This window comes from Cryobacterium fucosi, assembly GCF_004403515.1.
Lineage (GTDB): Bacteria > Actinomycetota > Actinomycetes > Actinomycetales > Microbacteriaceae > Cryobacterium > Cryobacterium fucosi.
On the sequence record NZ_SOHH01000066.1, the window covers coordinates 15,693 to 34,962 of the forward strand.

General features: G+C 66.9%; 21 protein-coding genes and 1 tRNA gene. 13 read left to right on the forward strand and 9 right to left on the reverse strand.

Annotated elements, in window-relative coordinates:
* Positions 1–1,254 (reverse strand): NAD(P)/FAD-dependent oxidoreductase, encoded by a 1,254-nt coding sequence (locus E3T48_RS09175; protein ID WP_134523762.1) that lies wholly within the window; start codon positions 1,252–1,254, stop codon positions 1–3.
* 110 nt (positions 1,255–1,364) lie between these two features.
* Between E3T48_RS09175 and E3T48_RS09180 the strand changes: the two genes are divergently transcribed.
* From E3T48_RS09180 to E3T48_RS09190, 3 genes are all read left to right on the forward strand, one after another.
* Positions 1,365–2,057: a response regulator transcription factor gene (locus tag E3T48_RS09180; protein WP_134365269.1), complete on the forward strand. Its 693-nt coding sequence runs from the start codon at positions 1,365–1,367 to the stop codon at positions 2,055–2,057.
* Positions 2,058–2,088: 31 nt separating this feature from the next.
* Positions 2,089–3,819 (forward strand): sensor histidine kinase, encoded by a 1,731-nt coding sequence (locus tag E3T48_RS09185; RefSeq protein WP_134523763.1) that lies wholly within the window; start codon positions 2,089–2,091, stop codon positions 3,817–3,819.
* Between the two features lie 122 nt (positions 3,820–3,941).
* Positions 3,942–4,232, forward strand: coding sequence for a WXG100 family type VII secretion target (locus E3T48_RS09190; protein WP_134523764.1), 291 nt, complete (start codon positions 3,942–3,944; stop codon positions 4,230–4,232).
* 64 nt (positions 4,233–4,296) lie between these two features.
* Here the strand turns inward: E3T48_RS09190 and groL are convergent, their stop codons facing one another.
* The 5 genes from groL to E3T48_RS09215 form a co-directional block, all read right to left on the reverse strand.
* Complete coding sequence (gene groL, locus E3T48_RS09195; protein ID WP_134523765.1) at positions 4,297–5,916, reverse strand: chaperonin GroEL; 1,620 nt, start codon at positions 5,914–5,916, stop codon at positions 4,297–4,299.
* A gap of 118 nt (positions 5,917–6,034) precedes the next feature.
* A complete protein-coding gene (locus tag E3T48_RS09200) occupies positions 6,035–6,910 on the reverse strand; it encodes a DUF3048 domain-containing protein (protein WP_166789682.1) in 876 nt (291 codons plus the stop codon).
* Positions 6,911–7,176: 266 nt separating this feature from the next.
* A complete protein-coding gene (locus E3T48_RS09205) occupies positions 7,177–7,380 on the reverse strand; it encodes a cold-shock protein (RefSeq protein WP_134523767.1) in 204 nt (67 codons plus the stop codon).
* A 268-nt stretch (positions 7,381–7,648) separates the two neighbouring features.
* Complete coding sequence (locus E3T48_RS09210) at positions 7,649–8,212, reverse strand: LytR C-terminal domain-containing protein (RefSeq protein WP_134523768.1); 564 nt, start codon at positions 8,210–8,212, stop codon at positions 7,649–7,651.
* 57 nt (positions 8,213–8,269) lie between these two features.
* Entirely contained in the window at positions 8,270–8,569 is a 300-nt protein-coding gene (locus tag E3T48_RS09215) for a DUF3263 domain-containing protein (RefSeq protein ID WP_134523769.1), read from the reverse strand.
* A gap of 187 nt (positions 8,570–8,756) precedes the next feature.
* On the opposite strand from E3T48_RS09215, the gene msrB reads away from it, so the two are divergent.
* The 3 genes from msrB to E3T48_RS09230 all read left to right on the forward strand — a co-directional run bounded on the left by msrB (position 8,757) and on the right by E3T48_RS09230 (position 10,168).
* The gene (gene msrB, locus E3T48_RS09220) at positions 8,757–9,158 is read left to right on the forward strand and encodes a peptide-methionine (R)-S-oxide reductase MsrB (RefSeq protein WP_134523770.1); all 402 of its coding nucleotides are present in this window, start codon (positions 8,757–8,759) and stop codon (positions 9,156–9,158) included.
* Positions 9,159–9,167: 9 nt separating this feature from the next.
* Positions 9,168–9,710 carry a nitroreductase family protein gene (locus tag E3T48_RS09225; RefSeq protein ID WP_338145233.1) on the forward strand — a complete coding sequence of 181 codons (543 nt, stop codon included), beginning with the start codon at positions 9,168–9,170 and terminating at the stop codon, positions 9,708–9,710.
* A gap of 131 nt (positions 9,711–9,841) precedes the next feature.
* Complete coding sequence (locus E3T48_RS09230) at positions 9,842–10,168, forward strand: hypothetical protein (protein ID WP_134523772.1); 327 nt, start codon at positions 9,842–9,844, stop codon at positions 10,166–10,168.
* Here the strand turns inward: E3T48_RS09230 and E3T48_RS17610 are convergent.
* Positions 10,139–10,831, reverse strand: a complete 693-nt coding sequence (locus E3T48_RS17610; protein WP_134523773.1) for an ArsR/SmtB family transcription factor — start codon at positions 10,829–10,831, stop codon at positions 10,139–10,141. The two genes, E3T48_RS09230 and E3T48_RS17610, sit on opposite strands and share 30 nt — an antisense overlap.
* Positions 10,832–10,946: 115 nt before the next feature.
* On the opposite strand from E3T48_RS17610, the gene E3T48_RS09240 reads away from it, so the two are divergent.
* The 5 genes from E3T48_RS09240 to E3T48_RS09260 all read left to right on the forward strand — a co-directional run bounded on the left by E3T48_RS09240 (position 10,947) and on the right by E3T48_RS09260 (position 15,260).
* A complete protein-coding gene (locus E3T48_RS09240) occupies positions 10,947–12,320 on the forward strand; it encodes an MBL fold metallo-hydrolase (protein WP_134523774.1) in 1,374 nt (457 codons plus the stop codon).
* A complete protein-coding gene (locus E3T48_RS09245; protein ID WP_241986749.1) occupies positions 12,317–13,600 on the forward strand; it encodes an MFS transporter in 1,284 nt (427 codons plus the stop codon). Before E3T48_RS09240 ends, E3T48_RS09245 begins: the two co-directional genes overlap by 4 nt.
* A complete protein-coding gene (locus tag E3T48_RS09250; RefSeq protein WP_134523775.1) occupies positions 13,597–14,334 on the forward strand; it encodes a PIG-L deacetylase family protein in 738 nt (245 codons plus the stop codon). The genes E3T48_RS09245 and E3T48_RS09250 overlap by 4 nt, the downstream gene beginning before the upstream one ends.
* Complete coding sequence (locus E3T48_RS09255; protein WP_134523776.1) at positions 14,331–14,681, forward strand: DsrE/DsrF/TusD sulfur relay family protein; 351 nt, start codon at positions 14,331–14,333, stop codon at positions 14,679–14,681. Before E3T48_RS09250 ends, E3T48_RS09255 begins: the two co-directional genes overlap by 4 nt.
* A 195-nt stretch (positions 14,682–14,876) precedes the next feature.
* On the forward strand, positions 14,877–15,260 hold the full coding sequence (locus E3T48_RS09260) for an OsmC family protein (protein WP_166789683.1): 384 nt from the start codon (positions 14,877–14,879) through the stop codon (positions 15,258–15,260).
* Between the two features lie 181 nt (positions 15,261–15,441).
* Here E3T48_RS09260 and E3T48_RS09265 read toward each other — a convergent pair.
* Together E3T48_RS09265 and E3T48_RS09270 are read right to left on the reverse strand one after the other, a co-directional pair.
* Positions 15,442–15,517: transfer RNA gene (locus E3T48_RS09265), tRNA-Thr, on the reverse strand.
* Positions 15,518–15,592: 75 nt separating this feature from the next.
* The gene (locus tag E3T48_RS09270) at positions 15,593–16,501 is read right to left on the reverse strand and encodes a DsbA family protein (RefSeq protein ID WP_134523778.1); all 909 of its coding nucleotides are present in this window, start codon (positions 16,499–16,501) and stop codon (positions 15,593–15,595) included.
* 254 nt (positions 16,502–16,755) lie between these two features.
* On the opposite strand from E3T48_RS09270, the gene E3T48_RS09275 reads away from it, so the two are divergent.
* A complete protein-coding gene (locus E3T48_RS09275; protein WP_134523779.1) occupies positions 16,756–17,853 on the forward strand; it encodes an ABC transporter ATP-binding protein in 1,098 nt (365 codons plus the stop codon).
* A gap of 79 nt (positions 17,854–17,932) precedes the next feature.
* Positions 17,933–19,261, forward strand: coding sequence for a DUF4032 domain-containing protein (locus tag E3T48_RS09280; protein WP_134523780.1), 1,329 nt, complete (start codon positions 17,933–17,935; stop codon positions 19,259–19,261).
* Positions 19,262–19,270: the final 9 nt, after the last annotated feature.

Consider the following 19,270-nt stretch of genomic DNA (forward strand, 5'->3'; position numbering starts at 1 on the left):
TCAATTCCCCTGGTCGGCTGCTGCTGCGAGTACTCCCTCGAGTGCAATGCTCTCATTTCCGAGCAGGTGCGGGTCGAACCGGAGCCCCGAACGGATGATGGCCTGGACGGTCTCGTTCACGTCCCGGACGTTCACGTTCATGCCGGCGACCACCCGGCCGTCCGCCAGCCAGAATGCGACGAAGGCCCGCCGGGCACGGTCCCCGCGGAAGACGACGTCGGTCTTCCGCGCCAGCGCACCGTAGCCGGAATACTCCATCCCCAGTCCGAACTGGTCGGTAGAGAAATACGGGATGGCGTCGTAGCTGACCGCATGGTCGAGCATGGACCTCCCCGCAGCGGCCCCCGCATTCTCGGCGTTGGCCCAGTGTTCGACCCGGAAATGGTGGCCGAGAACCGGGTGGTACACGCTCGCGACATCCCCCGTCGCGTAGACATCCGGATCGGTGGTGCGGAAGGCCGCGTCCACCACGATGCCGTCGTCGACGTGCAGCCCGGCGGCGCGAGCCAGGCCATCCTCCGGCAGGGCGCCGATCCCGACCACGACGACATCCGCCGGCACCACCTCCCCGCCCGCGAGAAGCACCCCGGCCACCCGGCCGGAGCGGCCGGTCAACTCCGCCACGGCCATGCCCATCCGGAGGTCCACCCCGTTGTCGCGGTGCAGCCCGGCGAAGACGGCGCCGACCTGGTCGCCGACGGCGGAACCCAGCGGAACGCGCCCCCGGCCGAGCACCGTGACGGCGTTGCCGTGGCCGCGGGCGGCAGCGGCAACCTCGAGGCCGATCCAGCCGGCCCCCACGACGACGACCCGGCGGCCGCCACCTTCCAGCTCGGCACGCAACCGCTCGCTCTCGGTCACCGTGCGCAGGTGGTGCACGCCGGCCAGGTCCGCCCCGGGGCCGGCGAACCGCCGCGGGGACGCACCCGTCGCCAGGAGCAGCTTGTCGTAGTGCAGCGTGCGCCCGTCGGTGATCGTCAAACGATGAGTGTCCAGTTCGAGCCCGGCCGCCGGGCGTCCGCGCAACACCTCGATCTCCTGGTCGGCGTACCACCCGGGCACGTGCACGTCCACGGACGCCCGGTCGACGCTTCCGGCCAGGTAGGCCTTGGACAGGGGCGGCCTGAGGTAGGGGAACTCATCCTCCCCCGCGACCAGGATGAGCCGACCGCCGAATCCCTCCGCACGGAGGGACTCCGCGGCGCGCGCCCCGGCGAGTCCGCCGCCGGCGATCACGAAGGTCGACACACTCACGACAGGCTCCCAACGCCGCAATCCCGTTGACTCTGACACCAATCTACCCACGCAGGCGCCGCGCCAACAGCTCTCAGGAAACCACCAGCTAACGCGCAGATACTTGGGGCATGACCGATGGCCCCCGCATTCTTATTGTCGACGACGAGCCCAACATCAGGGATCTCCTCACCACCAGCCTACGCTTCGCCGGTTTCGCCGTGCGCGCCGTCGGCAACGGGGCGCAGGCGATTTCCGCCGTGCTCGAGGAAGAGCCGGACCTCATCATCCTGGACGTGATGCTGCCGGACATGAACGGCTTCGGCGTGACCAAGCGCCTCCGTTCGGCCGGGTACACCGCGCCCATCCTCTTTCTCACCGCCAAGGACGACACGGAAGACAAGATCACCGGGCTCACGGTGGGCGGCGACGACTATGTCACGAAGCCGTTCAGCCTCGACGAGATCGTCGCCAGGATCAAGGCGATCCTCCGCCGCACCATGCACGCGGACGAAGACGCGGTCATCCGCGCCGGCGAGCTCACCATGGACCAGGACACCCACGAGGTGCTCGTCGGCGACGAGCCCATCGAACTCAGCCCGACGGAATTCAAGTTGCTGCGCTACCTGATGCTGAACCCGAACCGGGTGCTGTCCAAGGCCCAAATCCTCGACCACGTCTGGGAATACGATTTCAACGGCGACGCCGGCATCGTCGAGTCCTACATCTCCTACCTCCGCCGCAAGGTCGACGCTCACTCGACCGAGCCCCTCATCCAGACCAAGCGTGGCTTCGGCTACATGCTCAAGGCAGCCAAGGCGTAGTCCCAGACTCCGCCTCTACACTGGGGGCCTGATGCATCAGTCACTAATGGAGCGGTGGAGTCGCATCTCCCTCCGCTCCAAGATCACCGGCGTGACCGTGCTCATGCTGACGCTCGGCCTGCTCGTTTCCGGCGTCGGCACCATGGCCATGTTGCGCCAGTACGTCATCCAGCAGGTCGACGCACAGCTGCAGGCGGATGCCCAGACCGCCTCCAACGGCTACTCCGCCAGCGCGCTCGGCCAGGGCAACCCCGCGGTGGTGTCGTCCGACTATTTCGTCGCGCTCTACGACGAACACGGCACCGTCAAGGACCACACCTGGAAAGACCGGCCGACGCAGGAACTCCCGGTGATCAGCTCGCCCCTTGACCTCCAGTCGGTCATCGAGCTCGACGGCAAGACCGTCACCCTCACGGACTCGGCGCGGGACACCGAGTTCCTGGCCGTCGCGGTTCCCCTCGTCATCACGCCCCAGGGCACCCTGGGCACACTCGTGATGGCGGTCTCGCTCAAGCAGACCGAGAACACGATGGCCACCTACCTCACCATCTTCCTGGGCTTCGGACTCGGCGTGGTGCTCGTCGGCGCCCTGCTCACCCGGCTGCTGGTCACGACCACGTTCGCGCCCCTGCGCGAGGTGGAGCGCACCGCGGCGGCGATCGCCGACGGTGACTTCAGCCAGCGCCTCGGCGGGGCGACGCCGAACACCGAGGTCGGCCGTCTCAACCGGTCCCTGAACACCATGTTGAGCCGCATCGACCGGCTCTTCAAGGATCGTGCGCGCACGATCGACCAGATGCGCCGCTTCGTCGGGGACGCCAGCCATGAGCTGCGCACCCCCCTCGTTTCGGTGCGCGGCTACGCCGAACTCTACCGGATGGGCGCCCTGCAGACGCCCGAGGAGGTTGCCCAGGCGATGGAACGCATCGAGAAGGAGGCGATCCGGATGGGCGGCCTGGTCGAGGACCTCCTCGAACTCGCCCGCCTCGATGAGACCAAGCCCCCCGCCCTCGCCCCCGTCGACCTGATGCCGCTCGCCAGGGACGCCGCCCTCGACGCCATGGCCTCCTCCCCGGGGCGGAGCGTCACGGTCGTCACGCCCACCCCGACCGAGTTCGAGGATGCCGGCGACCGGCCGCAGATCGACCTGGCACACTCCACCGGGGAGGTCGCGACGCCGGCTCTAGCCCTGTCCACCGCTGCGTCCCCGCCGAAGCCGGGGGAGCAGGCCGTCCACGCCGGCAATGTCTTCTTCGCCGGTGCCACTCTCGCCCGGCTGCGCACCCGCAAGCCGCGCAGGACTGATGCCACCGGGCCGCTCCCGGCGCCCCCGCCGTTGACCCCGCCCGGCAACGTGCAGGCGATCATCATGGCCGAAGAGAACAAGATCCGACAGGTGATCACGAACCTGATGGGCAACGCCCTGCGCTTCAGCCCGCCGGACAGCCCGGTCGAACTCGAGGTGGCGGTCGACCGCAGGAACCAGCGCGCCTCCGTGGCCGTCGTCGACCATGGCGAGGGCATTCCGCCCCAGATCCGGGACAAGATCTTCCAGCGCTTCTGGCGCGCGGACACCTCCCGGGCCAGGGAGACCGGTGGCAGCGGCCTCGGCCTGGCCATCGTCGCCTCCATCGTCGCAAGCCACAACGGCACCGTGCAGGTTCTCGACACGCCGGGCGGCGGAGCAACCTTCCGGGTCTGGTTCCCGCTCGCCGGGTCGCCGAACGCGCCGCAGCGCCTCCACGTGTCGTCCGCCTCGTAACGCCCCGGCATCCCTCCCCCGGGGTCTCCCCGCACATCCTCTGCACGGCCTGAACGGGATTCAGCCGCGGTCGCCGAGGTGGCTCCTAGCCTGTTCGGCATTCCCCTGCCGAAAGGACAACCATGACCCGATACCAGGTCGACAGCGAGGCCGTGCTCAGCACGACCGTCGCGACCCGCGCCTCAATGGGACGCATCCAGGCCGAGGTCGCCGCCCTCGTCGCCCTGCTCACCGCGTTGGAGGGCACCTGGTCCGGTCAGGCCGCCACTGCCTTCCAGGCTGCTGTGGCCGACTGGCGCGCCACCCAGGACCAGGTCGCCGAGTGCGCGGAGGCGCTCGGCCAGGCGTTGAGCCAGGCCGGGCAGCAGTACGCGGAGATCGAGCAGGCGAACGTGCGTCTCTTCTCCCGGTGACAGGCCGGGCAGACGAAAGCAGGGCGCCCCCGAAGGAGACGCCCTGCCGTGAATCGGTTCGGACTTAGAAGTCCATGCCACCCGACGGGTCGCCGACCGGCGCGGAGTGCTTCTCCGGCTTGTCGGCAACGACGGCCTCGGTGGTGAGGAACAGTCCGGCGATCGACGATGCGTTCAGCAGCGCGGAACGCGTGACCTTTACCGGGTCATTGATTCCGGCGGCGAGCATGTCGACGTACTCACCGGTCGCGGCGTTGAGGCCCCAACCGATGGGCAGGTTGCGCACCTTGTCGGCGACAACGCCCGGCTCCATGCCGGCGTTGAGCGCGATCTGCTTGAGCGGAGCATCGATGGCCACGCGCACGATGTTCGCGCCCGTTGCCTCGTCGCCGGTCAGTTCCAGCTTCTCGAAGGCGGTCTTGCCGGCCTGGATCAGCGCAACGCCACCACCGGCGACGATGCCCTCTTCGACGGCAGCCTTCGCGTTGCGGACGGCGTCCTCGATGCGGTGCTTGCGCTCCTTGAGCTCAACCTCCGTCGCGGCGCCGGCCTTGATGACGGCAACGCCGCCGGCGAGCTTGGCGAGACGCTCCTGGAGCTTCTCACGGTCGTAGTCGCTGTCGGTGTTCTCGATCTCGCTGCGGATCTGCTGCACGCGTCCGGCGATGGCTTCGGGGTCTCCGGCGCCTTCGACGATGGTGGTCTCGTCCTTGGTGATGACGATCTTGCGTGCGTTGCCGAGCAGGTCGAGGGTGACGTTCTCAAGCTTGAGACCGACCTCCTCGGAGATGACCTGGCCACCGGTCAGGATGGCGATGTCCTGCAGCTGCGCCTTGCGACGGTCGCCGAAGCCCGGAGCCTTGACGGCGACCGACTTGAAGATTCCGCGGATCTTGTTCACGACGAGCGTGGCCAGGGCCTCGCCGTCGACGTCCTCGGCAATGATGAGGAGCTGCTTGCCGGTCTGGATGACCTTGTCCACGATGGGGAGCAGGTCCTTGATGTTCGAGACCTTGGAGTTGACGATCAGGATGTACGGGTCTTCGAAGACCGCTTCCTGACGGTCGGGGTCGGTCACGAAGTAGGCGGACAGGAAGCCCTTGTCGAAGCGCATGCCCTCGGTGAGCTCGAGCTCGGTGCCGAGGGTGTTCGACTCCTCAACGGTGACGACGCCTTCCTTGCCGACCTTGTCGATGGCCTCGGCGATGATCGCGCCGATTTCAGCGTCGCCGGCGGAGATCGATGCGGTGGCCGCGATCTCTTCCTTGGTCTCGACCTCTTTGGCGTTGGCGATCAACTCGGCGATGACGGCAGCCGTCGCCTTCTCGATGCCGCGCTTGAGGCTGATCGGGTCGGCGCCGGCCGCGACGTTTCGCAGGCCTTCGCGGACGAGGGCCTGGGCCAGGACCGTGGCGGTGGTGGTGCCGTCGCCCGCGACGTCATCCGTCTTCTTGGCGACCTCTTTGACGAGTTCGGCACCGATCTTCTCGTACGGGTCGTCGAGTTCGATTTCCTTGGCGATGGAGACGCCGTCGTTGGTGATCGTGGGGGCGCCCCACTTCTTCTCCAGCACGACGTTGCGTCCACGCGGGCCGAGGGTGACCTTGACGGTGTCAGCGAGGATGTTCAGGCCACGCTCAAGGCCGCGACGGGCCTCTTCGTTGAAAGCGATGATCTTTGCCATATGTGTTTCTCGTCCCTCCCGGACGTTACCAAAACGATGATGGGTTGGCACTCAAAGAGATAGAGTGCCAAATCGATTCTGGCACTCTGGGGTCGAGAGTGCAAGTGAACGGCGGGGGCTATGGCACCAGGGTGACCGAGCCGCGATCCACCGGGACCAGCTCGATCCAGGTGTTGCCCGCTGCGAGGCGGATCGTGACCCCGTTGTCGTCGGTCAGACGGATCGGTGCGTCCTGGGCGGCCTTGGTCCAGAGCGCGTGCACTGTCTTGCCGCCGGCGGACACCCAGGCCTCTCCTGACCCGATCATCGTGGTCTTCGGAACGTTGAGGTAGGTGTCGTCGATTTCCACCCGCAGGGCCAGCACGTTCGTCGACCGGAGTTGCACGCCGCCCGCGTCGAGGTCGGGCGCTCCCTCCTGATTGCGCAGGTAGGAGGTTGACGCGGCATCCCAGGTCCAGTCGGGCCAGCGCGAGTCGGAGAACCGTGAGCTGATCGTGGTCACCGGTGTGCCGTCCACTGTTGCGGAGGACTCCGGGACGGTCGCCGCATAGGCGAACTGCTGGGATGGTGCCGGGACGGTGTCGTTCCGGTCTACGAGTGCCTTCGACTGCAGGACGACGTTGTGCGGCGCCTCCCGTTCGCCGGTGCGGGAGAACAGGCCGGTCTCGTCGGAGTCGAAGGCCGCGTTGACCACGGAGGTGCGGGTCATCAGGTCGATGAATTGCTGCTGCCCACCCGAGTAGGCCACGATCCCGCCCAGCGGGGCGATGATGTCAGGGTCCATCGGCCGGATCGACCTGATCGGTCCGACAACGTCGGGGATGTCGGAGTGCCAGACGGCGACATAGCGGGTCAATCCGCCCTCGACGAGTTCCTCGAAGACGACGTCGGTGCGCTCAAGGCCGAATTGGGGCCTGGCCGCCTCGTGGTTGTCGATCTTCGCCGCCAGGGACGGATGCGCCAGGCTGCCGGTCGGAACGCTCGTCCCGCGCAACGGGGCCGTCTCCGTCGCGGGCGGAGCGGTGTAGCTCGACTCCGCCTGGCTGGCTCGCGGGCTCGCGGTGGGCGCCGGCTGGTCCGCGGAGCACGCCGAGAGGAGTAGCGCACAAGGAAGAAGCACGGCGCCGAAGATCCGGGCCGTGCTCCTCCGCCTGTCTGGTGTTCTGTACGCTCTCACGTCCCACACACTAACGCCACGCGGTCAAACCGCCTGCGCGCCTGGGGGCGTGCCTTGAGATCCGATTCGCCTGGTCTGAAGTATCAGACCGCGCGCACCGATTCAGCTTGTGGCCCCTTTGCCCCGGTCCCCAGTTCGAAGATGACGTGCTGGCCCTCTTCGAGAACTTTGTAGCCGTGCATGTCAATTGCGGAGTAGTGGACGAACACGTCCTGTCCACCCCCATCGACAGTGATGAAGCCGAAGCCCTTTTCAGCGTTGAACCATTTGACGGTTCCGTTCGCCATGTCTAACTCCCTGTTGCAGTCGTTCCTTCAGCACTCGCCTTGTGGCCGTACCGGGCCTGGCGCAGTGACTGCGTCCATCGTTTCCGAGCAGTGGAATACGCCCCCTACGGAGCGCCTGTGCGAATAAATGAGCGACCAATTCCAGATAGTACTGAAGCCTCAAGGGAACGAAAGGGGGTTGACGACGGGCGGGCCGACGTATATACGAAAAGCCGAAAGTGGAGTCTCGCCTGCACTTTCAGCGATCGCCGCGGAAAAGGGGCGCGGGTCAGCCCGCCGGGACGTAGTCGTTGCCGACCACGACGGTGAGGTCGGCACCGGATTCGGCGAAGTCCGTGGCGAGAAGCACGTCCGCCCCGGGAAGGGACGCGGCAACACCGCGGGCCGCGCCCTCCAGCTTCGCGTCGGCGTAGTAAACGGTCGTCTTCGGCACATCTTCGTTGCTGGCGTTGCTGAGCGCTCCGACGGTCCAGCCGGCGGCCGTGAGAACGTCGCCCACCTCGGCGGCAACACCGGCCCCGGCGGTTCCGTTGAGCACCGTGACGGACAGCCCGGGGTCGACGGTGGCCACGGCCGTGGGCGCCGTCGTCGGCGTGGCGACCGGTGCGGACGCACTGGACGAGGCGGAAGATCCGGGCAGGTCGAAGCTGAGGCGATTGTTCAGGCTGGCGAGCACGGCCACGCCGGCCCCGATGAGCACGACCGTCGCGGCCAGGGCCCACCAGAACGCGACCCAGCCGCGGCCCTTCTTCGGCGGGGCGCGGTGCGCGCCGACCCGTTCCGTCGTGTGCGGCAGGTGGTCGAATCGGTCTTTGGGGTGGGAGGTGGTCATCGTGGGACTGATTCGTTCCTTTTTAGGCTGTGCGTTGGCTGGTCGAACGGACGAGCGCTAGTCGGTTGAACGGAGTGAGCGGCCGTCCCTGGCCTGAGCCCGGGCATCCCGCATCCGATGCAGGCGCTTCACCAGCATAGGATCATGGGCCAGCGCGCCCGGCAAATCGATCAGGATGCCCAGGAGTTGATAGTACCGGGGGGCCGAAAGGTCGAACTGGGCGCGGATTGCCTGTTCCTTCGCTCCGGCATGCCTCCACCATTGACGTTCGAAGGCGAGGATGGCCGCATCCCTCTCGGTCAAGCCGGCGGGAAGCCCCACGCGCTCGGCCGCGTTCGCCGCCTGCGTTCCGTCCACCTGCCACCTCCTTGACTGTCATCCTATTTGCCACGATCTGGATACTCGCTGGACCACCCCGGCAGCGTGAAACGGGATGTGAATCCGCTGTGCGGTCTCCCGGGCCGGAATACCGACCGGTCCGGGCGAGTTTAGGGTTGGGAGAAGAGAAGTCGGCCGCGCCCCGGCCGAGACGGAAGGACGCACGTTGGACTACGAAGTCAGGAAGTCAGACGCCGAGTGGCGCGAAGAATTGAGTCCGGAGAGGTACGCGGTCCTGCGCGGCGCCGCCACCGAGCGCGCGTGGACCGGAGAGCTTCTCGATGAGGGGCGTTCCGGCGTCTACACCTGCGGAGCCTGCGACGCCGAGCTTTTCAAGAGCGGAACGAAGTTCGACTCCGGTTGCGGCTGGCCGAGCTTCTATGAGTCGGTGCGACCGGAGGCGGTCGAGCTGATCGAGGACCGCTCGCTCGGTGTTGTGCGCACTGAGGTGCGCTGCGCGAACTGCGGTTCGCACCTGGGCCACGTATTCGACGACGGTTTCGGCACCCCCACCGGCGATCGGTATTGCATGAATTCCATTTCGCTGAACTTCACGCCGGTCGAGTAGCCGTTGTCCGTGGTCCTCGACGCGGTCGGCGCCCGCCGTTCCTATTCCAGGGTGACGGCGGCCGTGCCCACCCACGAAGACCTCCTGCCCCTCGTCGCTGCGGCGGCCAGGGTCGCCGACCATGGTGCGCTGCGCCCGTGGAGGCTGATCGAGCTACGCGGCGACGCTCGCCGCCGGCTGGGCGGCGCGCTGGTGGCGGCATCCGGTCTCGCCGGCGCTGACGCTCTCAGGCTGGCCGAGAAGCCGCTCCGCGCGGAGCTGCTCATCGCCGTGGTCGCCAGTCGACGCGACAACGCCAAGGTCGCCGACTGGGAGCAGGACGCCGCGGCCGCGGGGGTCGGGCACGCCTTGAGCCTTCTCCTCGCCGATGCAGGCTGGGGCGTGATGTGGCGCACCGGACCGCTGACCAGGACCCGCCAGGTCCACGATCTGCACCGCCTCACCGAATCGGAGGAACTCCTCGGCTGGCTGTACGTCGGCGGGGTCCCTGAGGATGCCAAGCCAGGGGTGCGTCAGGCCATCGACCCGGCGGAGTTCCTGAGCGTGCTTTAGCCGGTGGCTCCGACGAGCGGATACCGGCGGCCCGGTCCGACCACACGTCACCCCGAATGGACACCGTCACTTCACGGAATCGTCGGTTTCGCCTCCACGCCGCCGTCACTGACGCGTTCTACTCTCAAGCCGTGAGCACAGACACCAGCACCCCAGTCATCCGCATTCCACCCGTCGGCAGGCAGGACATCGGCAGGCGGGAGTTCACCGGCCCCGTGATCCGCACGCCCGGCGGGGGTCCACGCCTCGAGCCGATGGTCGACACCGTCCTGCGCCTGCTCTGGCAGCTCGTGGGCGTCTATGTCTGGCTGGTGCTGCTCGCCAAGCGGGAACGACCCGCACGAGCCACTGTGTGGGGCCGGCCACGGGACAGCCTTGGCTTCAGCCTGGCTGCGCGAGCGGTCAAGGGGGCGCCAAGGCAGAGTCACTCAAGCAGCAGCCTCGGAGGCCACCGGTAGTTTGGCCAGTCGCCACTCCAGCATCCCCTCGTTCAAGCGGGTTGCTCGGCGGCCGCTCCGGCGCAGCAGGCTAATGGCCTCGTAGGCGAGCACGCAGTACGCGCCGCGGCAGTAAGCGACGACGTCGCGTCCCGGCGGCAGCTCACTGAGCCGGTCACTGAGTTCCTCGAGGGGGATGGAGAGGGCGCCGGGGATGTGTGCGGCCTGGTATTCCTGCCATGGCCGGACATCCAGCACGGTTACCGTCCCCGCCGCGGCTCGGGCGAGAAGTTCCTCTCGGGTGATCTCCTCTCCCGCTTCATGGACCCCCGGCTCGGGTTCATCGCGCCCAAGGTAGGCGACACGCTTCAGTTCCACGTCGGACAAGCGTGTCTGAGCGACGGTGCGCACGAGGCTGTACAGCCGGGCAACGTCGTCTCCGGCCAGTTGGTAGTGAATCCGCGTGCCCTCCCTGCGGGTGGTGACCAGACCCGCATGTTTGAGGGTCTGCAGGTGGGCGGATGCGGTGGTCAGCCCAAGGCCGGCAACGGTCGCCAACGATTCCACCGTGCGTTCGCCCTGGGAGAGAAGGTCGATCAGCTCGAGGCGTTTGCCGCTGCCCAAGGCCTTCCCGACGCGTGCGAACTGCTCGAACAGCTCCGATTTCTTCTCACGATCACCCATGCGCGTCCTCCTTGGTTCCCTCCACACTAGTATCAACTAATAATCCATGGTTTTATGGAATATGTGAGTTTCCTGCTGCACGGCAGGGGTCGTCTGAGTTGAGGAGTGCGTGCACATGGCAACATTGCATCTTGTTCCGGTTGTTGACGAGGGGTTGGGTAACTCCACCTACCTTCTGGATGTCGGTGAGGATCGGGCGCTGGTGGTGGACCCGGAGCGGGACCTGCGCCAGGTGCGCGCGGAGGCTCGGCAATTGGGGCTGACGATCGCCTACGCCGCAGAAACCCACCTGCACGCGGACTTCATCTCCGGCGTGCGCGAGCTGCAGCACACTGAAGGCGCCACGGTGCTCGCCCCGGAGGCCGGCCCGCGCGAATTCGCCCACACGGTAATCAACGATGGCGACACCCTGGACCTCGGCGACTTCACTCTGCAGGCGCTCGCGACACCCGGCCACTCGCCCGAACACCTCTGCTACCTGCTCCTCGACCACGGGCGCATCGTCGGCGTGTTCACCGGCGGGTCCCTCATGGTCGGGACCGCCGGTCGCACCGACCTCGTGAGCCCGGACATGACCGTTCCGCTGGCCCGTGCCCAGTACCACTCGTTGCACCGGCTAATGGAGCTACCCGACGACACACCGGTCTGGCCCACCCACGGCGCCGGGTCGTTCTGCTCGGCCGCAGCCGGTGGTGAACGTACGACCACGATCGGCCGGGAACGCGCGACCAACCCGCTGCTCCAGGTCGTCGGCGAGGACGCCTTCGTCGAGGCGCTGCTCGGCTCCCTCGGCACCTTCCCGGACTACTTCCTGCGCCTCGGCGAGGTCAACCGGCGGGGACCCGTCGTGCTCGGGACAACCCCGTCCCTGCCGGCGCTGTCCGCCGACCGGGTGAAGGAGCTGCAGGAGCAGGGCGCGCAGATCGTGGATGCCCGCCAGCCCGCGGACTTCGCGGCCGGGCACATCCCCGGCTCCCTGTCCATCGCGCTGCGCCCGGCGTTCGCCACCTGGCTCGGCTGGCTGGCCGACCCCAATCGGCCAATCATCATTGTGCGGAATCCGGACCAGGATCCGGAGGACATCGTCTGGGCGTCCGCGAAGGTCGGCTTCGACGCCCTCACCGGTGAACTCGACGGCGGCATTCCGGCGTGGACTCGCTCATCCGCAGCCGTGACGGCATCGCTGATTGACGCCGAGCGTCTGGTCTCAGGCGCCGAGGCATCCGCCGCCGTGATCGATATCCGGCAGGCCTCGGAGTATGCGACAGGTCACGTGGCCGAGGCGCGGAGCATCGAGTTGGGTGGCCTGACCGAGCATCTTTCCGAACTCCCCACGGGTCCGCTGGTCGTCATGTGCGGGCACAGTGAGCGGGCCATGAGCGCCGCGAGCATTCTCGAGCGCTCAGGCCGGACCGACGTCTCCGTCCTGGACGGTGGTCCAGCGGATTGGATGCGGGCTGCAGGTCGCAGCCTGGAGAACGGACGATGAAGGCCGCGCGCGCCGTCATCACGCTGGGACTTCGGCAGAACATCGCCCAGTTCATGCTTCTCGTCGCCGTGAACGCCCTCGTCGGCGGCACGCTCGGCCAGGAACGCACGGTGCTTCCCCTGCTGGCAGACCAAGTCTTCCACCTGGATCTGTACACGAGCGCCCTGACCTACATCGTCGCCTTCGGCCTGGCCAAGGCCGGCACCAACTACTTCGCGGGCACCCTCTCCGACCGGTACGGTCGCAAACCCGTCCTGATCTCCGGCTGGCTGATCGCCATCCCCGTGCCGCTGCTGCTGATCTTCGGCCCGTCGTGGGGGTGGATCGTAGCGGCCAACGTCGTCCTCGGCATCAGCCAGGGCCTGACCTGGTCGACCACCGTGATGATGAAGATGGACCTCGTCGGCCCGGAACGTCGCGGACTGGCGATGGGCTTCAACGAGGCCGCCGGTTACCTGGGCGTCGCGGGCACGGCCCTGGCCACCGGGTACATCGCGGCCAACTATGGCCTGCGCCCCGGCCCGTTCCTGCTCGGCGCCGCCTTCATCGCCCTGGGCCTCGGACTCTCCGTGCTCTTCGTGCGAGAGACGCACCACCATGCCAAGGTCGAGGCGGCCAACCACGTCTCCGTGCACGCCCAGGCCGGCTCCACCCTCAGCAACCGGCAGGTGTTCACCCTCACCAGCTTCCGGGACAGATCGCTGTCTTCGGTCAGCCAGGCCGGCCTGGTCAACAACCTCAACGACGGCCTGGCCTGGGGACTGTTCCCGATCCTGTTCGCGGCCGCCGGCCTGAGCATCGAACGCATCGGCATCCTCGCCGCCGTCTACCCGGCGGTCTGGGGAGCCGGCCAACTCATCACCGGAGGCCTCTCCGACCGGATCGGCCGCAAGTGGTTGATCGTCGGCGGGATGATCGTGCAGGCCGTCGCCCTGGGGATGGTGGCTTTCGGACACAGTTTCGGGGTCTGGCTGGCGGCCGCCGTGCTGCTGGGGGCCGGCACAGCCATGGTCTACCCGACCCTGCTCGCCGCCATCGGCGACGTCGCCCACCCCGAATGGCGCGCTCGCGCCGTGGGAATCTACCGGTTGTGGCGTGACGGCGGGTTCGCCGTGGGGGCGCTGCTCTCCGGGCTTCTGGCCGACGCCTTCGGCATCCCGTGGGCTGTCGCCGTGGTCGCCGCGCTGACGGCGGCATCTGGACTCATCGTCGCCGTCCGGATGCGCGGCTCTGACCACCACCACCGGCCGCCGCTGCCTGTGAAGTTGAGCGTCGCATGACCGCAAACCTCCTACCAGCGTGGCGTCGAGTTCTCGTTGTCGTTGCCCATCCTGATGACGAGTCGTTCGGTCTCGGTGCAGTTCTCGCGTCCTTTGTGGGATCTGGCTGTGAGGTGTCGGTACTTTGCCTGACGCGAGGTGAGGCTTCCACGCTCCATGGCGTCGCAGGGGACCTTGCGAAGATCCGGGGCGCGGAACTGGCGGGAGCTGCACGCGAGCTCGGCATCGGACGGGTCGAACTGCGCGACTACCCTGACGGTCAGCTGTACGACGTGCCGCTCACCGTCCTCATCGATGAAATCGCGACGTTCGCTGCGGGGCAGCGCGGTGATGGCATCCTCGTGTTCGACCCGAGTGGCGTCACCGGCCATCCCGATCATCGGCGGGCAACCGAGGCAGCTCTCGCCTTCGCCCAAATTCATGGCAGTCCCGTCCTGGGCTGGACGCTGCCCTCAGCCGTGGCGCTGGCATTGCAGACGGAGTATGGCGCGCCATTCCTCGGCCACGCACCGGCGGACATCGACATGGTCGTCAGCGTCGACCGTGCCACACAGAAGAAGGCCGTGGCCTGCCACCCGAGTCAGGCCGTCCCGGGCCATGTCCTGTGGCGCCGACTGGAACTCCTCGGCCCCCACGAACACCTGCGATGGCTTCACGGGGATGAATCTCAGGCAGTTAGAGACAACGATCCGGCACTTGATCGGGCGCACAACCACCAAGAAAGAATCTCATGAATGTCTTGATGATCATCAACGGATCGGCCTACGGGCTGGACTCCACCTTCAACGCCATCCGACTCTCCAACACCCTCGCCAAACGAGACGGCGTCGATGTGACCGTTTTCCTCATGGGAGACGGCGTGACCGCAGCGATGTCCGGGCAGAAGACCCCGGACGGCTACTACAAACTCGACCGAATGCTCGGCACCATCACCCGCAGCGGCGGCCAAATCCTGTGCTGCGGCACCTGCATGGATGCCCGCGGCATCACCGAGGCGATGTTAGTGGAGGGCGCTAGCCGATCCACCATGGAGGCGCTCGCCGACCACACACTCGCTGCGGACAAAGTCCTCGTCTTCTGACCCCTCCATACCCACCCCCAATTCAATCGACCAAATCTTGTCAGGACCAAAACCATGAAGCCCAACAACATTGATCTGACAGTCATTGCCGGTATCCTCGAACGAGGAAAACAGGACCCAACGGCCCTCAAAATACACAAACGAGTCGAAGGCACCTGGAATTTCGCTCAGGGGGCCCCTGCCTTCACAGCAACCATGGCCCACGGGACGCAGACGACCACCTTGCACGTCGACATTGCCCCCGGATTCGGCGGTGCCGGCCTGGCACCCGACCCCCTTCAGTACATGCTGCTCGGACTCGGCTCCTGCTACGCGGCAACCGTCGTCACCATCGCAGCCCTCGAGAACACCGAGGTAACTGACCTGCAGGTCATTGCCGAGAGCCATGCGGACGTGTCCAGCGTCTACGACATCGCCGACAACCCCCTGATGGAACGAGTGTCCGTCATCGTCAAGATCACCGCGGACGTCGACGACGACACGCTCAATCGGTGGCAGCAGAGCGCGCGGGACAAGTGCCCCTTCGCTTACACCGTCATGAGTGCGGTTCCGTTGGAGACTCGCATCGAACGGGCGTAAGCGGCCACGGTTCACCAAGCGGGTCCCGTCCCCGGTGACCGAAGTGCGACAACACCGGACGTAGAAGTTTGTACACTGGCGTCCGGGCGCTGAAGGGTCGGAGTTCACGACCTACGCACGCACATCCTGCCCCGCTGGGGCGCCGGTCGCCATCGGCTCGATCAGCCGCCACGAAGGGTTGTGGGGCCGGCCACGGGACTTGAACCCGTAACCCCCACTTTACAAGAGTGGTGCGCTACCAATTGCGCCAGGCCGGCATGAGACGGATGCCGCCTCGAGACTCATCCTAAATCACGAACGCGACCGACGGGGCCACCCGGGTTCGCGCCCGACTATCCGGCGGGGGTCGGGGTCGGGGTGGACGTCGAGTAGGTTTCCCCTGCGGACTGGAGCACGAAGGCCGCGAATTCCTTGGGGTCGTCGAGAGCCCCGACGTACTGCTTGCCATTGACGAGCACGGTGGGTGTCCCGGTGATCGCCTTGACCGCACTGTTGGGCAGGGGCCCGGACAGCGCCCGATCGGTGGCCGCCACGACCCAGGACTTGAAGGTTGCTTGGTCAATGCACGTGTTGACCTTCGTGCGGGCGGCACCGACCCCCGCACTCTTCACGAGGCTCTTGATCTTCGAGTTGTCGAGCCCGGCCGTGCCTTCCTTGGGCTGGTTGCCGAACAGAGCCGCGTTGAAGGCGTAGAAGTCGTTCGGGGAGTAGTTGGCGACGCAGGTCGCCGCGTTTGCGGCGCGCAACGAGTACTGCGTGCCCGCCGATTTGCTGGTCAGGATGGAAATGGGGTGGATCTCCACGGTCGCGGCCCCCGACTTCACCCACTGGACGACCTGGGCGCTGTTGGTCTTCTCGAACTGTCCGCAGAACGGGCAGAGGTAGTCGACGTAGACCCTGATGTCGGCCACGGTGCCGGTCGAGTCGGGCTTGGACGCGATCGGCTTCGCCTTCGGCTGGAGCGCGGCCGTCTTGACGACCGCCATTCCCTCGCCGATCAGGACGCCGTCGCTGGCCATGTTCGCGGGGCCGGGGCCGGCCGGCCGGATCGAGTTCATGATGATGAGGGCGATGACCGCGACGACGGCGATGGACGCCACGGCGATGCCACCCTGCAGGAAGACCCGGTTTCGGCGATCCTTCTTCTTCTGTTCTACGCGTAACCGGGTGGCCTTGATCCGAGCCGCGTCGCGCCGCTGGTTCTTAGAGGGACGGCCCTCGACTGATCCGCCAATAGTCATGAATGTTCGCTCCGGGTAGACGAGTGCACGAACATTTCGTCTGCGCATGCATTCCAAATAGTAGGTGCCCAGTCTGGGAAATCCCCAGACGGAGCCTACTAAAGGTTGCGGCGACGGGATGATCCGCCGGGCGCTCCACGTCACGTGACATACTGGAGAGGTCGGACTTCGGTGAACAGCCGGTGACCGACCGCTAAAATCCCATCACTACGGATCGTCCGGCACGTACCTGCCGGTGAAGGAGAATACAGAAAATGGCTTCAGTCACGTTCGACAAGGCAACCCGTCTCTACCCGGGTTCCACCCGCCCCGCGGTCGACCACCTCGACCTTTCGGTCGCCGATGGTGAATTCCTCGTACTGGTCGGCCCCTCCGGCTGCGGAAAGTCCACCTCCCTGCGCATGCTCGCCGGCCTCGAAGAGGTCAACGACGGCAACATCTTCATCGGTGAGCGCAACGTGACGGATGTCCCGCCGAAAGACCGCGACATCGCCATGGTCTTCCAGAACTACGCTCTGTACCCGCACATGACCGTCGCCGAGAACATGGGCTTCGCGCTCAAGATCGCCGGCGTCAACAAGGACGAGCGCGCTGCGCGGGTCCTCGAAGCGGCCAAGCTGCTCGACCTCGAACCGTACCTCAGCCGCAAGCCGAAGGCCCTCTCCGGTGGCCAGCGTCAGCGCGTCGCCATGGGACGCGCCATCGTGCGTCAGCCCCAGGTGTTCCTGATGGACGAGCCGCTGTCAAACCTCGACGCCAAGCTGCGCGTGCAGACCCGCACCCAGATCGCGTCGCTGCAGCGCCGCCTGGGGGTCACCACCGTTTACGTCACCCACGACCAGACCGAGGCCCTCACCATGGGCGACCGCATCGCGGTGCTCAAGGACGGCGTGCTCCAGCAGGTCGGCACCCCCCGCGACCTGTACGCGAAGCCGAACAACGTGTTCGTCGCCGGCTTCATCGGCAGCCCGGCCATGAACCTGTTCCTGGCAGACACCGTCGATGGCGGCATCAAGTTCGGCACCGCGACGGTCCCCGTGCCCCGCGAGACGCTCGCCGGCTCCACCGGCAAGAAGGTCACCATCGGAGTCCGCCCCGAGGACATCCACCTGTCGGCCACCCCGGGCGACGGCCTCGAAGTTGCCGTCGACCTGGTCGAGGAACTGGGCGCCGACGGCTACCTCTACGGGCACTCCACGGTCGAGGGCAAGCGCACCGACATCGTCGCCCGCGTCGATGGCCGCTCGCACCCCGCGGCCGGCGACACCGTCTACCTCACCCCGACGGCGCACCACCTGCACGTGTTCGACGCAGAGTCCGGCCTCCGCCTCGGCGGGGCAGTCACTGACTAAGACAGAGTTCACCACTGAAGCGGCCGGACGGAGCATCGCTTCGTCCGGCCGCTTCGCTATGCACAGTTAGGCCCCCGACATGAGCGGTTCTCTCAATATCACCTCGGCCACGGCCGATCCGGCCCTGCTCGATCTGCCCTGGCAGCTTCCGTTGGACGCCTGGCCGAACGAGAACATCGCGGCGCTGCCCAAGGGCCTCTCCCGGCACCTGGTGCGTTTCGCGCACCTCAGCGGGCGCGTCGTAGCCATCAAGGAAACGACCAGCGAAATGGCCAGGCGCGAGTACGAGATGCTGCGCACTCTGCAGGGACTCGAGATCCCCTGCGTCGAGCCGCTCGCCGTGATCACCAACCGGACGACGGATGACGCCGAACCGTTGAACTCGGTGCTCGTGACCCGGCACCTCAAGTTCTCGCTGCCTTACCGCGCCCTGTATTCGCAGACCCTGCGCCCCGACACCGCCACCCGCCTGGTTGACGCCCTCGCCCTCCTCCTCGTGCGGGTGCACATGGCCGGGCTGTTCTGGGGCGACGTGTCCCTCTCGAACACGCTCTTCCGCCGGGACGCCGGCGCGTTCGCCGCGTACCTCGTCGACGCCGAAACCGGCCAACTCTACCCCGGGGGGCTCTCCAACGGGCAGCGGGAAAACGACCTCGAAATCGCCCGCGTCAACATCGCCGGCGAACTGATGGACCTCGAGGCCGGCGGCCGCGTCGCCGACGAGCTCGACCCCATCCGGGTCAGCAACGGCATCGTCGCCGCGTACCGGTTGCTCTGGACCGAGCTCACCGGCTCCGAGTCCTTCTCCAGCACCGAACGCTGGCGGATCACCGAACGTGTCGAACGCCTCAACGACCTCGGCTTCGACATCGAGGAACTTGCGATCAAGACCGACAGCGCCGGCACGACCGTGCGGATCCAGCCGAAGGTCGTCGACGCGGGCCACCACCAGCGCCGCCTGTTGCGGCTGACCGGCCTCGACGCCGAGGAGAACCAGGCCAGGCGCCTGCTCAACGACCTCGACTCCTACCGGGTCACCTACGGCGACCCGGACGCCGACGAGGAGATGCTCGCCCACGAGTGGCTCGTGCGGGTCTTCGAACCGGTGATCCGGGCCATCCCCCGCGACCTCAAGGGCAAGCTCGAACCGGCCGAGGTCTTCCACCAGTTGCTGGACCACCGGTGGTTCATGGCGCAGAACCAGGGCCGGGACATCCCCCTGGCCGAGGCCGTCACGTCCTATGTCAAGGATGTCCTCCGTCACCGCCGTGACGAGGCGACGGTGATCGAACCGCCGACCGGCTCGATCACGGTGCCGATCGACGTGACCGACGACGAGGTCGCCGCTGCTGCGGACGCGGCCGACACCGCTGCCGACGACGAGGCCGACTGGCGCCTCAAGGTCTAGACCGAGCGG